20 protein-coding genes and 1 pseudogene are annotated in these 11428 nt (G+C 38.2%); all 21 read right to left on the bottom strand.

Annotated features, from left to right (window positions below; all coding sequences use genetic code 11):
* Window position 1 precedes the first annotated feature (1 nt).
* Window positions 2-535 carry a hypothetical protein gene (locus tag AB5Z52_RS03615; RefSeq protein WP_368243278.1) on the bottom strand — a complete coding sequence of 178 codons (534 nt, stop codon included), beginning with the start codon at window positions 533-535 and terminating at the stop codon, window positions 2-4.
* Window positions 536-568: 33 nt separating this feature from the next.
* Entirely contained in the window at window positions 569-841 is a 273-nt protein-coding gene (locus AB5Z52_RS03620; protein WP_368243276.1) for a hypothetical protein, read from the bottom strand.
* A gap of 11 nt (window positions 842-852) precedes the next feature.
* Complete coding sequence (locus AB5Z52_RS03625; RefSeq protein ID WP_368243274.1) at window positions 853-1833, bottom strand: major capsid protein; 981 nt, start codon at window positions 1831-1833, stop codon at window positions 853-855.
* Between the two features lie 19 nt (window positions 1834-1852).
* Entirely contained in the window at window positions 1853-2440 is a 588-nt protein-coding gene (locus AB5Z52_RS03630; protein ID WP_208788034.1) for a phage scaffolding protein, read from the bottom strand.
* A 129-nt stretch (window positions 2441-2569) separates the two neighbouring features.
* Complete coding sequence (locus AB5Z52_RS03635; RefSeq protein WP_060792013.1) at window positions 2570-2764, bottom strand: hypothetical protein; 195 nt, start codon at window positions 2762-2764, stop codon at window positions 2570-2572.
* Complete coding sequence (locus tag AB5Z52_RS03640; protein WP_368243271.1) at window positions 2761-3084, bottom strand: hypothetical protein; 324 nt, start codon at window positions 3082-3084, stop codon at window positions 2761-2763. Before AB5Z52_RS03640 ends, AB5Z52_RS03635 begins: the two co-directional genes overlap by 4 nt.
* Window positions 3085-3086: 2 nt before the next feature.
* Window positions 3087-3992: a phage minor head protein gene (locus AB5Z52_RS03645; protein ID WP_368243270.1), complete on the bottom strand. Its 906-nt coding sequence runs from the start codon at window positions 3990-3992 to the stop codon at window positions 3087-3089.
* Window positions 3952-5451 (bottom strand): phage portal protein, encoded by a 1500-nt coding sequence (locus AB5Z52_RS03650; RefSeq protein WP_368243269.1) that lies wholly within the window; start codon window positions 5449-5451, stop codon window positions 3952-3954. The genes AB5Z52_RS03645 and AB5Z52_RS03650 overlap by 41 nt, the downstream gene beginning before the upstream one ends.
* A 20-nt stretch (window positions 5452-5471) precedes the next feature.
* A complete protein-coding gene (locus tag AB5Z52_RS03655) occupies window positions 5472-6725 on the bottom strand; it encodes a PBSX family phage terminase large subunit (RefSeq protein ID WP_368243302.1) in 1254 nt (417 codons plus the stop codon).
* The gene (locus AB5Z52_RS03660) at window positions 6718-7071 is read right to left on the bottom strand and encodes a phBC6A51 family helix-turn-helix protein (protein WP_317738656.1); all 354 of its coding nucleotides are present in this window, start codon (window positions 7069-7071) and stop codon (window positions 6718-6720) included. Before AB5Z52_RS03660 ends, AB5Z52_RS03655 begins: the two co-directional genes overlap by 8 nt.
* Before the next feature lie 206 nt (window positions 7072-7277).
* Complete coding sequence (locus AB5Z52_RS03665; protein ID WP_221180308.1) at window positions 7278-7364, bottom strand: putative holin-like toxin; 87 nt, start codon at window positions 7362-7364, stop codon at window positions 7278-7280.
* Window positions 7365-7964: 600 nt separating this feature from the next.
* Window positions 7965-8363, bottom strand: a complete 399-nt coding sequence (locus AB5Z52_RS03670; protein ID WP_368243267.1) for an ArpU family phage packaging/lysis transcriptional regulator — start codon at window positions 8361-8363, stop codon at window positions 7965-7967.
* Between the two features lie 257 nt (window positions 8364-8620).
* On the bottom strand, window positions 8621-9337 hold the full coding sequence (locus AB5Z52_RS03675; protein WP_368243266.1) for an ORF6C domain-containing protein: 717 nt from the start codon (window positions 9335-9337) through the stop codon (window positions 8621-8623).
* A 23-nt stretch (window positions 9338-9360) separates the two neighbouring features.
* Window positions 9361-9540 carry a hypothetical protein gene (locus AB5Z52_RS03680; RefSeq protein WP_368243263.1) on the bottom strand — a complete coding sequence of 60 codons (180 nt, stop codon included), beginning with the start codon at window positions 9538-9540 and terminating at the stop codon, window positions 9361-9363.
* A gap of 2 nt (window positions 9541-9542) precedes the next feature.
* Window positions 9543-9731 (bottom strand): hypothetical protein, encoded by a 189-nt coding sequence (locus AB5Z52_RS03685; protein WP_368243260.1) that lies wholly within the window; start codon window positions 9729-9731, stop codon window positions 9543-9545.
* Window positions 9721-9885, bottom strand: coding sequence for a YopX family protein (locus tag AB5Z52_RS03690; protein ID WP_368266832.1), 165 nt, complete (start codon window positions 9883-9885; stop codon window positions 9721-9723). Before AB5Z52_RS03690 ends, AB5Z52_RS03685 begins: the two co-directional genes overlap by 11 nt.
* Window positions 9886-9946: 61 nt before the next feature.
* Window positions 9947-10126 (bottom strand): annotated as a pseudogene (locus AB5Z52_RS03695) (YopX family protein); the annotation flags it as partial.
* Window position 10127: 1 nt separating this feature from the next.
* On the bottom strand, window positions 10128-10322 hold the full coding sequence (locus AB5Z52_RS03700; protein WP_368243258.1) for a hypothetical protein: 195 nt from the start codon (window positions 10320-10322) through the stop codon (window positions 10128-10130).
* Between the two features lie 38 nt (window positions 10323-10360).
* Window positions 10361-10564, bottom strand: coding sequence for a hypothetical protein (locus AB5Z52_RS03705; RefSeq protein ID WP_368243257.1), 204 nt, complete (start codon window positions 10562-10564; stop codon window positions 10361-10363).
* The gene (locus tag AB5Z52_RS03710) at window positions 10564-10935 is read right to left on the bottom strand and encodes a hypothetical protein (protein WP_368243256.1); all 372 of its coding nucleotides are present in this window, start codon (window positions 10933-10935) and stop codon (window positions 10564-10566) included. Before AB5Z52_RS03710 ends, AB5Z52_RS03705 begins: the two co-directional genes overlap by 1 nt.
* 2 nt (window positions 10936-10937) lie before the next feature.
* Complete coding sequence (locus tag AB5Z52_RS03715; RefSeq protein ID WP_368243255.1) at window positions 10938-11279, bottom strand: hypothetical protein; 342 nt, start codon at window positions 11277-11279, stop codon at window positions 10938-10940.
* Window positions 11280-11428 lie beyond the last annotated feature (149 nt).

Raw genomic sequence — 11428 nt, forward strand, 5'->3', positions numbered from 1 at the left:
CCTACCATTTCAACAACTTGTATTTGTTAATAAAAGACATTAAAGCAGCTGGATAGCCATTCACCGATTCTCCACTGTTTTGATCATAGTAAGTTTCGGACATCCGAGATACAGTTTTGGATTTCAATCCAACTTTGTCGCGCATTTTTGAATCATAGGCTAAAAGCTTTCTAACTCCTGATAAGATATCAGCTGGGTATTCAACTTTAGTCAAAAATGCATCTGGATCGGTTCCTGTAAACAGTCTAGAGTTTCCTTTTAGATTAATCATTGATCCATCTATTTGGTCAACAACGTACAATCCGTCATTCCATTTGCTACCAGATACTTGAACAGTATCATTCGCTCTAAGGCCTTGAATATCGTCCAAGATAGCAATAGTTGCTTCATTTTCAAATCTTATTCTCTTAAAGCGAACCCTCCGATTTTGAAAAGGATTGTTAGTCAACACTCGAATTGATTTTTCAATACCATCTAAATCCTCTTGTGTAACGTCAGGACAGATTTTCAGAGCATCTTCTAAGGAAATAATCATAAGTCTGTCTCCTTTCTAGGAAAAGAGGACAGCTTATTTGCTATCCTCTTTTTTTACTTCAGTACCGCTTGATTTTTTTTCAATTTCTTTGAGCTGCTTTTTCAGTGCTTTGTTTTCAGATTCCAATTTAGTAATCTGCTTTTGCAGTCCAGCCGTATTTACTTCTTCTGGCTCGTCCTCAACAACAAAGCCTTTTTCTTTGAATCTAGAAATCAACCAAGGATCATCTGTTTTACCAATTCCATGTTGAAACATGACACCAAAAGATTCACCTGTGTAAGATTTGTTAGGTGCTTTGATTTGCATGATTTATCCCCCTATCTAACTTTCAAATTCCGTAACACGCCAGCTTTTCGTGTTTGTTTTAATGCAACACCGGCTACCATTTCCACTTCACCTTTTTTAACTGCACCAGGTGTTGTGAAGTTTGGCATATATGCTGTAATTCCAGCACTTCCAAGCGGAGTAACTCCATGGAATCCGTCCAATCCTAAAGAAACAGCATACAAGTCAGTCAACCCGCCAACTTTATTTTCACCGATTGTACGCTCTACGATTTCGACGATAGGATCTGTTTTCTTGGTAGTAGCATTATAAAAGTAACCTAAATCAACTAATGGAATATTGTCATATCCGCCGATTTTATTACCAAAAGCATCTTCAGTCCGTGTGAAATAACCTGCTTGACGCGCAACAGACTGGATCATATTAATCAATTTGTTATTTCCAAGCAACATTGTTGGTTTTCCATCTAATTCTGATAAGAAATCATCTAAAGTTTCTAGAATTTTGTATTTTGTCATAGTAACGTCCGTCAAATCAGTCACTACATCTGTTCCTAATTCAGTAGATGATCCTGTCAACATTTTGTCTAAGCCATCAAAGCTATCTGCATCAACTGCAGAATCACCATTGATCGCAGTATAGTGAAATAAGTTTGCAGCGCCTTTAATTTTTTGCTCCATTTGAAACGCCGATTCGTTCAATTGACCAGAAGTGTTTTGAATAACTCGGTCAACTTCATATGATCCACCAAAAATTTTTAATTTCACTGATTTATCTTGACGATCAGCTTCGTTAGGTGTGTATTCTGTATTGATTTTACGAAAACCAGCCGTTGATGGTGTTTTTAGCTGAGTATATCCATAAACCAATGTAGATCCCCCAGTGCCTGGAGACACGGCATCATCGAAAGTCAACTGATCTAACAGAAATGAACTACGACGGAATTCGTCAATTGCTGATTGGATAATTTTATCTTGCATGGTTGCTTTTGCTTGCTCTAATGTAACTGGCATAATGTATGCCCTCCCTTAATTAATTTTGTTGTTCTTCCATTGTTTGTGCCATTGCTTCACGAATAGATGTTGGTTCATTTTTAGACTGGTGTCCTTCTCCTGGTTTCGCATCAATCCGTTGGAACCCACCTAATTTGTCTTTAGCAGCATCTTTATCTTTGTTATCAGACTTATCTTGAAAGTAGTCAGGCATAGATTTTTGCAAATCTTTCACTCGACTATCTAGATCTTTGACCTTTCCATCTTTATCTAATTCCAATGAACCTAGCTTAAATTTGGCATAGTCTAAATCCTTAGCACCAACCGAACGCAATACAGATTCCACTTGAGAATCAATTTTCAGTTGATTGTTTTCAGCTTCAAGACTTTCCGCCTTTGTTTTATAAGTATCAAGCTCTTTCTGGATATCCGGATTATCCTTTGTCTTGCCTTCCAAACTTTTGATTGTGTCCTTGGCGGTCTTCAAACTATCAGAAAGATTGTTGTACTGATCTTTAGGAACAGCATTTTTAGGAAATTCTTGGTCAATTTCTTTGTTTGCTGCCTCTAAATCAACAGTGCCATCTTCCTTACGATGCTTTTCTAAAATGCTTTTGATCCATTCCATGTTCTTTTCCTCCCATACCATTTATATAGCGGTCGGTTCCGCTTAGGATTTTCGGATATACTGCCGAATTCAGTGTGAATCAGTTTAGTGTCATGATTCAGGACAAAATAAAAAGACCCATTCAGGTCCTTAATCTTCTGATGACATAATTTCATCTAATTTACCGCTTTGGGCAAACTCGATTAGCTTTTCCAATGTCTGTATATCTACTGTGTGTTTTCCTATGATAAATGTTGGTTCAAATGGTTTGCCCGCTGTGACAGGATTGCCATTGATAGAAAATGTTTGTTTCTTTTCTATCATATCTGCCTTGACTAGACTCATCTCCCTTCCTCCCAGCTCTTGTGAACCACTGTAGCGCCGTTCGTCTCATACCATTTGACTGATTGCTGTAGGTTAGGCAATGTATGGCTAATCATAGCAATTTTCAAAGTCGATTCAGGGAAAGACTCAATAATTTGTACACTCACATGGTTGCCGTTCCATACAGGTTTGATCTCCGAAAGTGTGACATCGCCGTTTGAGTCTTTCAGTTCATTTTTAACAAAATATCGACTATTTTCATCTTCAATAGCTTTTTTGTACGCACTTGCAAGGCTTGTTGGTACTTTTAAAGTTAAAACCGCTTCATGAAAGTCCTTCATGCTTATTCCTCCCTCTTACTATTTATCCATTCTTGATAATTCTTATAAGCTGAAACTTCACCAGTTGCATTGTCACGCCTCAGTCTTGGCTCATATCCTTTAATCACATTGATAGTACGACACCGACAGTTGCAATCCTCGCTGGCAATACCGAACATATGTGGTTGCAAAGTTTTCATTCCAGCAATCTCAAAATAATCATCGATATCGCGGATTTGGCCATCAAGTTGTCTGTGAGTTTTCCTGGTGTCACCATCTAGTGTTGATATCCATTTCTTTTGCGCCTTGATACCAAGATTTTTGGCATGCTGTTGTGACTGCTGACGAGTGACACTTGTGACACGCCCTGATTCCGTTCGAGCGATATTCATGGCTCTTCGATAATTGGCACCACCGATTTCAGCTATTTGAGCAGCCATTTTCTGAGTTGACCACCCTTTACTAAAACCCCTTGTAAGCACTCTGTTAAGGTTTTTCTTCATCTTGGTAGAATTCCCCTTTAGACGAGTTGAAAGCTTCCTGCCCGCAACCGGGGTATTGATTATGGTAGCTATTTGCTTATCGGTCAGCAAAGCAAAGGAAAGAGGTATTTTCTCGCTCATTTCAAACTCGTAAAAGAGTTCGTTATAAGCAGTGCCGGCATCATGAGCCAAAAAATCAAACATGCTTGTTTGTTGATCCCCTTCAAGCTGATTCGCTTTCGCATACATTTGACTACGAATAGACTCAAGGCGCTCCTTTTGAAGCTTTTTACTGAATTTATCGTCTTTTTCAATTTGTTCGGCTAAGGCAACAATTTCTTGGGTAATTTCATTTGCTAAATCTTTGTAGAGTTTTTTTAGGTCTTTGGTAATATTGGATTCTGACTTATTGAGTAATGACTCTATCTCCTTCTGGTACTTCGACACCTGGAATCACTTCCTCTTCATAGTCTTGTTCATCCAACAACTTTTGGATTTCTTCATAATCTAGATCAAAGACTTCGCAAATGTATTTGAGTACCGTTTCGTCATCCAAGCGGACAGCAGCATTCAAGATATTGTCAATTTCGATCTGTTTGCGCTCTGCCTTGGTCTTCTCACGTTCCTCGACTTCTGTTTCATCGACCATAGTGTCACGAGTAATTATGATTTCAAGGTCAGATGTATCATAAGCAGTGTTGTTACGCTGATTGATATCCGCAACGATCAGTTCAAGCATTTGTTTGATGATTTTACGCAATCGGATTTCTGCTTTATTACACTTCAGATCCAGCAAGGTGTATCTGGACTGGATAACCACATTGGTCACATTGCCATCACCGACCTGTGACGAATCAAATCCCATGCCAAACTTGTAGATACCCTCTTTATCAACCGTCAATTTGGCTTTACGAGCATCAACGGGGATGTTGACAGTATGGACATCAAGACCGCCGTTATCTCCAACACCCACGGCTCCGCGAGATCGTAGGTTATTGATCAATTGTTCATAACCATCACCATTGAATCCTTTTACTGCAAAAAACGGCTGATCAAAGTCCTGTAAGTTATTGGACAATGCGCAGGCCATTAAATCGTAGTCATCAATCAGTGGTTTGATTGGATCTAAATCAGTCGTTTGGTATTTATTGTTGTCATATCGCAGAAAAGGAATAAAATCAGCAACGCCAAGCGCATTCCCAATCGATCGCCCATATGCTTCTTTGGTCTCAGGGTTCAATCTCGTGTCATGGTACAAAGGATTGACTTCCACCTTAGGATCAAGCTTAAAGCTTTGTAAATAGCCGCCTTCGCTAATGAAGTACCAGACTTTCTCACTATCCCACAACTCCGAACGAGTGACACGAACCGTCTTGCCATCTTGGTAGATGTCGGTATCGTAGTAACGGATAATAGCAATCAAATTGTAATCTGCATCATAGATTTCAATTACTTTTAAGCTATCAGCCACTTGGAAAGACAAGCGATCCTCACCTAGCTTCGTATAAACGAACTCGTAACCCTTTTGGCTACCGCCTTCGACTAATTCTTGCAGCATCAGCTGGAAGTCTTCGTCAATGTACTGATCAATTAATTCTTGCAGTCCTTTTTGTTCCGTCTTGATTTCAACAGGATTTGACAACAAGTATTGGACCTTTTGATCAATAAGCTCTGTCAAATAGCCATGCGGTATTTTGATATTGCTTCTGGAAGTTTCTTCATGTATTTTGCCTTCATTGTCCATATAGAACAATCGGAAGTGTAAAATGTCATGTTTGTATTGGTAATAATCTACTCCCTTTCGCATTTTGCGCTTATAGCTTGCTGTCCGATCTGAATTTACAGCTCGTTGTACTGCAGATGCTAAAATCTTGGGATCTTGAGATAAAAAATATTTTGGATCCAATGAAGAATCGCTCCTTTCCTCTAATATAACCATCCACCTTGGGATTTCATGTAAGGTTCTAATGCATATCGCAAAGCATCAATGATATGGTTATTCGCATCTACCGGTTTGTTCAACCATTTACCTGTTTTATCCTGCTGATAAACATACGTATTGAATTCTTCCAGGGTTTTAACACACGATGGGTGTATGTAAATTTTTAGCCCTTGCATAAAAATTATTCCGTGTTCTACCGAGTCTTTGCCTTTTACAGCTCCCGTAATTCGGCTAACACCACGGTTTTTTAATTCAGCAATCATTTGAGGGCTTGCACTATCTGCACGAATAACAGCTTTTGTCAGTTCCCTTTTCTCAACTTCTTTAAGCAGGTCATTGATTAGTAGCCCTTTTTTGTAAAGTTCGTCATAGATCCACAGTTCCTGGTTCTTTTCATCAAAAATGGCACTAGGTAAAGTCGTTGGGTCGTTTGTAAACCCAAAGTCCATGCCGTGGATCGTCAAACCTATCTCATGTTTCTTCGCTTCGATATCAAAATCTCTGACTTCGTAGCAACCATCAAAGACTAAACCTTCAGCAATTCCCCAATCGCCATCACAAACAACAACTGCCCGTCTTGGGTTCGTTCTGTATAGGTCCAAATACCTGTTTCTATCCTGGTCATCTAACCATTCGTTATCTCTAAAAGTAGTTGTGTCATAAAATACATCTTTATATCTTGTTTCATCATCAAAAAAAGCTCCTTTTAACCACGAATGCTCGCTCCATGGATTAAAAGTGACTGTGATTTGTTTATAAAAGTCTGGGGCATCATACGCACCACGTATAGATTCAACGACTGTATCAAACTTCGCTTGATTTTCAATTTGATAAGCTTCCTCAAACCAAGCCCAACAAAGAACACCAACATCTACTGTAATAGATGTGATCTTTAGTTCGTCATCTAAACCGCGAAAAAGAATTTTTTGGCCTGTGGCTTTAACCGTAATTTCTGGCAGTGATTCGTTGAATTTAAATAAATCGGTCACTTTAAGTCGATTTGCCGCCCACTTGAAATCAGTATAAGTTGATTGTTTGTTTGTGTTAGAAAAACGACGTACAACTAATATATTAGCCCACGGATATTTTAAAATATCATGTATATAACAAAGAGCTGTTGATTTTGATTTTTTACTACCGCGTGATCCTTTTACTACCCGATAAAAATTTTTACTATGAAAAAAACGATTGTATCCCTTGCCTAATGTCTTTGACATGGATACTCTTACATTAGTCATCGTCATCAAGCGGCACATCATCCACAAAAGTAACTGATTTGATATCTATCTCCTGCTTGTTTGTTGGCATAAATCCACCACGATCTAGGATGTCTTTTGCAGCATTAAATCGGACCATTTCAGATTTTGCATTCAGTAAATTTAACATTGTTTTCAATGCTTTCCCTGATGATTTGCTCATAATTACCTTCACATAATCATCATAAGCACTCGTAAAATTTTCGTCCTTCATCCAATTGTACAAAGTCTGCTCACTTATTTTTAGTTCTTGAGCGATTTCTTGTCGCTTCAAAGAACCTTCAAATAGTAATTGTATAGCCATTTCATGCTTCTTAGTCAGTTTCAAAAAATCGCCCCCAAACTAAAAAAAACTAAAACGAAAAAAGACCACTCAGCGAGTGATCCTGAATTGATTTTCTATTTTCACATGATATAATAGATATAGAAAAAGGACGTGCTGCAAACACGCCCATGTAGAACCGTTAAAAAGACGGTGGCTTTCATCAGTTGATATTGTAACCATCTAATTACTGGCCAAAGTGGATTAGATGGTTACTTTTTTTGGTTTTTATTCTCTGTAATCAGCAACACCAATGTCGCAAAAGCAATCATCAGCGTTAATGCTTCAAATACAGACATGCTTACTCCCTTCTAGGGATAAAGCTATGAACCATAGGCATCACCCCTTTATTAAGAGATTAGCCACCATCTTTTCACTTTTCTACAAAATGTATTATATCGAAATTTTCTTTCTCAGACTAGATTAAATTGTACCAAATCGCCTAGCCAATCTGGCACGTATATAACAATGCTAGGTTGCTCGCCACTTCCTGTTTCCGCAGTGTAGCTTATGTAACAAGTTTTCGCTGACTGGCAGTCGGGATGACTATAAACCCTAATGACGAGATTGTTTATCCGACAAAAGCCTTGGGATAACTCAAGGGCTGATTGCCACGTGCTTTTGTTCAATCTCAATAACAATGACATAAAAAAGACGGCGAATGAAGATAAGGAGCGTTTCAACTCCTTTGTAAGTATTGCCGTCTTCTGCCCTGTTTTCTGCCAAAGAAGAATAAGCGATAAGGAGATTGCCCCCTTTCGGTATTTGGATTATTGTGAGTAGTCCAACAACCGTCTCTCCTAATCTTCTGACACTACTATAATAACATCTGAAAACAGACAATTTGCGCCAAATTTACGCCAAAAACGCCAAATTTGCGCCATTTACGCCAAAATTTTTCAGCGATAAGCAACTATTCCGAATACATCCGCAAACTCCAACAAAGCCTCCGACTTCATGCGATTCAGTGTGCGAGTTGCGACACCGAGATTATCCGCAATCTCGTCATTTGTCATAACTTCTTTAATACAATACGTATAGTATAATACCTGTCTGCTCATCAGTCCTAACCGACTTAACGCATATTCTATCGCTTGAATTTTCTCTTTTATTTCGATATTTTGAATCAATGCATCTTCAACCATATTTCCATGCTTTGGTGCTTTAGGCATATCGTTCATAAATGGGGAACGAATATCGATCGGACTTCGTCCTGCCTTGCGTTCTAGTCCCCGATACTGTTTTAAAATAGCCTTTGCATTTGCCTTTGTCTGTTTGATATCAGCTTCTTTAATCATTACAAATCACTCCAAGATATGGTATAATGAAAAAAGATTTTGACTCCATTCAATATCCTATGTACAGGCAGCCAGTGGTCGGTTGCCTATTTTTTATTAAATAATATTGACTATTTAATTTTATCTATTAGTCTAATAGAAAAGGCTACTCATTCCTTTGTTGGACCCTTTTCAGAATAAATTCGTTTGTAACTGTAGCCTTTTTTCGAACCTTCTACTCAACTTTCCACCACACAATCCCTAGAAGGTTCGTTTTTTTATGCTCTAAATAACTGTGCTTGTCGATTCAATTGGTTAATTTCCATTCTCATAGCTGTTTCTGGAAGCCATTCAGCAATAAATATCAGCGCCTCATCAAACTGTTTACAAGGCAATTCCCCATATCTAGGAATAGAAAAATATCGTTTAAACTCTGACCAAAAATTAGCAAACACTTTCTTACTAATTGATTCGTAGGCTGGACTCTCTTTTCCTCCAAGTACTTCAATCACTTTTTGCTTGCCTGCTCGTTGAATATCTGCCTCTTGTTTTCCACTAATTCGCATGGTCTCTTTCAAGATAGAAACATCTTTCTCAATGGCATCTACACGAACTGCAGTTTGTTCTCCGAATTGATAGAACAATCTAAGCTGTTCTCTTGGATCGCTTAATGTTTTTTTCAATTCTTTACGATACTCTTTTTCCACTTGAATAAAATATTGACGCGCTTGTTTCCCTTTTTCTGTTCGCTGAATCATCGAGATTTCTTTTGCCATGTCTAGTTTTAGAAAATGGTTAATTTGCGGGCGACCACCAAAAGGTTTATCGGATTTTTCCGAGAAACTGATGAAATCAATACTTTCTTCAAAGCCATATTTAATCATTCGCTTGAACCAATCTGTGTAATTATCTTTTACCTCTAAAAACTCATGTAACTCTCTTCCGCTTACCAATTGCTCATTATTTTCATTTACAATAATGGGTATTAATTTCATTTTTCTTCTCCTTCTTCAAATATTTATCGCTCACAGTCCCATTCGCTTGGGCTTTCTCTAACAACTTCCGCTTCTTCTTTTTGATTTTTGATTTCGTCTTCCCCAACGTAATTGTGCTCCTTTTCATCTAATCCCTTCCCAACAATCACGCTTACGGCAAAAATTACTATAAACGCAACAACTCCTAACACTGCAACAGTCATTTTCACCCTCCTGCCTCCATCGCATCCTTAGCTAACGGATCATTTTTGATGATTTCATACTTCATTTGTACTTCTTGTAACTGCTGTTCTAACTGCTCAATTTGTTCCTGTTGGTCAATTATTGTATAGGATAGTAAACTCAGCGTTATTACTACAAGGACCGTTATGATAATTGTTTGGCTACGATTCATTGGCTTGCTCCAATAGTTCTGGGTTCTCGTAGATGTTGCCGATAACTTCGATTGTCTCGTAATCTCCCCCCCATAATTGTAGACAAAACGTTGCTTTCGTAATGCCACGAACTGGGAGCTCCAATATCAAAGGCTGGGTAACCCTCATCCGCATAATTCTTAACCACGCTGGTGTAGCTGTCTTCTTCGTTGCCCCCGTCAGATATTTTTACAACGTCGCCTTCAAAAATCTCCACACTGTTCTTGTCTTTCAAGCCAGTGGATTGCATGAGTTCGATTTCTTCGAACTTCCGCCAAGCGGAGTTTAAATTTATCATTTCGTATTCAAAGTCGATACTTTCAACCGGCATCATAAATTCTAGCCCTTTATCCCACGCTCTAAATCTTGGCACCATCTTATCCCTCCTGTTCAATCAAACGAATAGCGGGCCCGCAAGCAAACTCATTATTAAATCTGTAAATATTTTTCCTCACAGAATCCAGATCTTCTTCTTTGACTTCTTGATTCATTTTGTATGAAAAATTTGCCCAATCATTAAAGGAATCAAGCCAGCCTTGTTCCTCATGGTCAGTGGTAATGATGTATTTCATCTTATCCCTCCTGTTTGCTATCACTGACGATTGCGTAATTACTGTAAACTTCTTACTAAAGACTTAGCCTTATATACACTTTTTTTTATTTGACGATAGACCAAGATTATTCGGTCATTATTAATAGCCACTAAATCAATATATTCAAAAACATCATCTGGATTTTTTTCTGCCTGATCTTTAAAAAAGTTAGTTATCTGAGCATCAATAGATGGTGCTAAAAATTCCTTGAACTTTGTCATCACTCTTCCTCCTGTTCCAAAACCCATTGGATGAATGTTTGTAAAACTTGCTCTTGCTGATTCTCCGTCAAATTTTGTTTGATAAACATCCAACGTTTAGATGCTATATTCCTGATCGCTCCGAATGCTGTAGTAAACGGTCTGTTTTCTTTGTAATAGTCTTTTAGCCAATCAAGGACTTGCTGCTGATTCTCGTTAAGTTGCGGTTGGTTATTAAGCTCTTCTAAGTCTTCTAGTTCAAGTTCAATAAATGAGATTCTCAAATCGTTCTGGCGTTCCACTACTGGGAAGTTGGTTCCTCTCCATTCCAATAGTCTTGCCAATTCCTCTTTCCTAGTGGAAATTAATTTTGATAAACTGGTTACACTCACATTCATTCCTCCTGTTCCAAAACCCATTGGCCGAATGCTTCTAAAACTTGAGCTTCTTCTTTTGCATTTAATTCTGCCCAAGTTTCTGTAACAAGATCTTCTGGATTCCCATAAATAAACGAGTAAATACAATCGAATGCTGTAAGCTTGGAATTATTTTTTTCTTCTTTCAACCACTCCAACACAATCTGCTGATTCTCGTTGAGTTGAGGTTGGTCTACCATCCTCACAGTGTGTGTGCCGCCATATGAACGATATCCACTGATTTCGATATTTCCTTTTGATCGCTTAGCACTTTCAAATTCTCCCCAAGCTTTACCTTGGATGATTAATTTCCCAATCACATTCATTCCTCGCTTTCTGCTATATCGTCGGATAGCTGACTAAATCACATTAATTTCATCAATTTCATAAATGTTGTACCAGCTAGGTAAATATTTGTGCTTTATGAACCAGTTTTGAATTAAGTCATCTAGTTCTTCCCTGTGTTCTT

The sequence above is a fragment of the Enterococcus sp. RTP21361st1_A6_RTP21361_211029 genome (genome assembly GCF_040910045.1).
Taxonomy (GTDB): Bacteria; Bacillota; Bacilli; order Lactobacillales; family Enterococcaceae; genus Enterococcus_D; species Enterococcus_D gallinarum.

Coding starts and splice junctions, on each gene's coding strand:
- AB5Z52_RS03615 (WP_368243278.1), bottom strand. CDS start 535: ATGATTATTTCCTTAGAAGATGCTCTGAAAATCTGTCCTGACGTTACA.
- AB5Z52_RS03620 (WP_368243276.1), bottom strand. CDS start 841: ATGCAAATCAAAGCACCTAACAAATCTTACACAGGTGAATCTTTTGGT.
- AB5Z52_RS03625 (WP_368243274.1), bottom strand. CDS start 1,833: ATGCCAGTTACATTAGAGCAAGCAAAAGCAACCATGCAAGATAAAATT.
- AB5Z52_RS03630 (WP_208788034.1), bottom strand. CDS start 2,440: ATGGAATGGATCAAAAGCATTTTAGAAAAGCATCGTAAGGAAGATGGC.
- AB5Z52_RS03635 (WP_060792013.1), bottom strand. CDS start 2,764: ATGAGTCTAGTCAAGGCAGATATGATAGAAAAGAAACAAACATTTTCT.
- AB5Z52_RS03640 (WP_368243271.1), bottom strand. CDS start 3,084: ATGAAGGACTTTCATGAAGCGGTTTTAACTTTAAAAGTACCAACAAGC.
- AB5Z52_RS03655 (WP_368243302.1), bottom strand. CDS start 6,725: ATGACTAATGTAAGAGTATCCATGTCAAAGACATTAGGCAAGGGATAC.
- AB5Z52_RS03665 (WP_221180308.1), bottom strand. CDS start 7,364: ATGTCTGTATTTGAAGCATTAACGCTGATGATTGCTTTTGCGACATTG.
- AB5Z52_RS03670 (WP_368243267.1), bottom strand. CDS start 8,363: ATGATTAAAGAAGCTGATATCAAACAGACAAAGGCAAATGCAAAGGCT.
- AB5Z52_RS03675 (WP_368243266.1), bottom strand. CDS start 9,337: ATGAAATTAATACCCATTATTGTAAATGAAAATAATGAGCAATTGGTA.
- AB5Z52_RS03680 (WP_368243263.1), bottom strand. CDS start 9,540: ATGACTGTTGCAGTGTTAGGAGTTGTTGCGTTTATAGTAATTTTTGCC.
- AB5Z52_RS03685 (WP_368243260.1), bottom strand. CDS start 9,731: ATGAATCGTAGCCAAACAATTATCATAACGGTCCTTGTAGTAATAACG.
- AB5Z52_RS03690 (WP_368266832.1), bottom strand. CDS start 9,885: ATGCGGATGAGGGTTACCCAGCCTTTGATATTGGAGCTCCCAGTTCGT.
- AB5Z52_RS03700 (WP_368243258.1), bottom strand. CDS start 10,322: ATGAAATACATCATTACCACTGACCATGAGGAACAAGGCTGGCTTGAT.
- AB5Z52_RS03705 (WP_368243257.1), bottom strand. CDS start 10,564: ATGACAAAGTTCAAGGAATTTTTAGCACCATCTATTGATGCTCAGATA.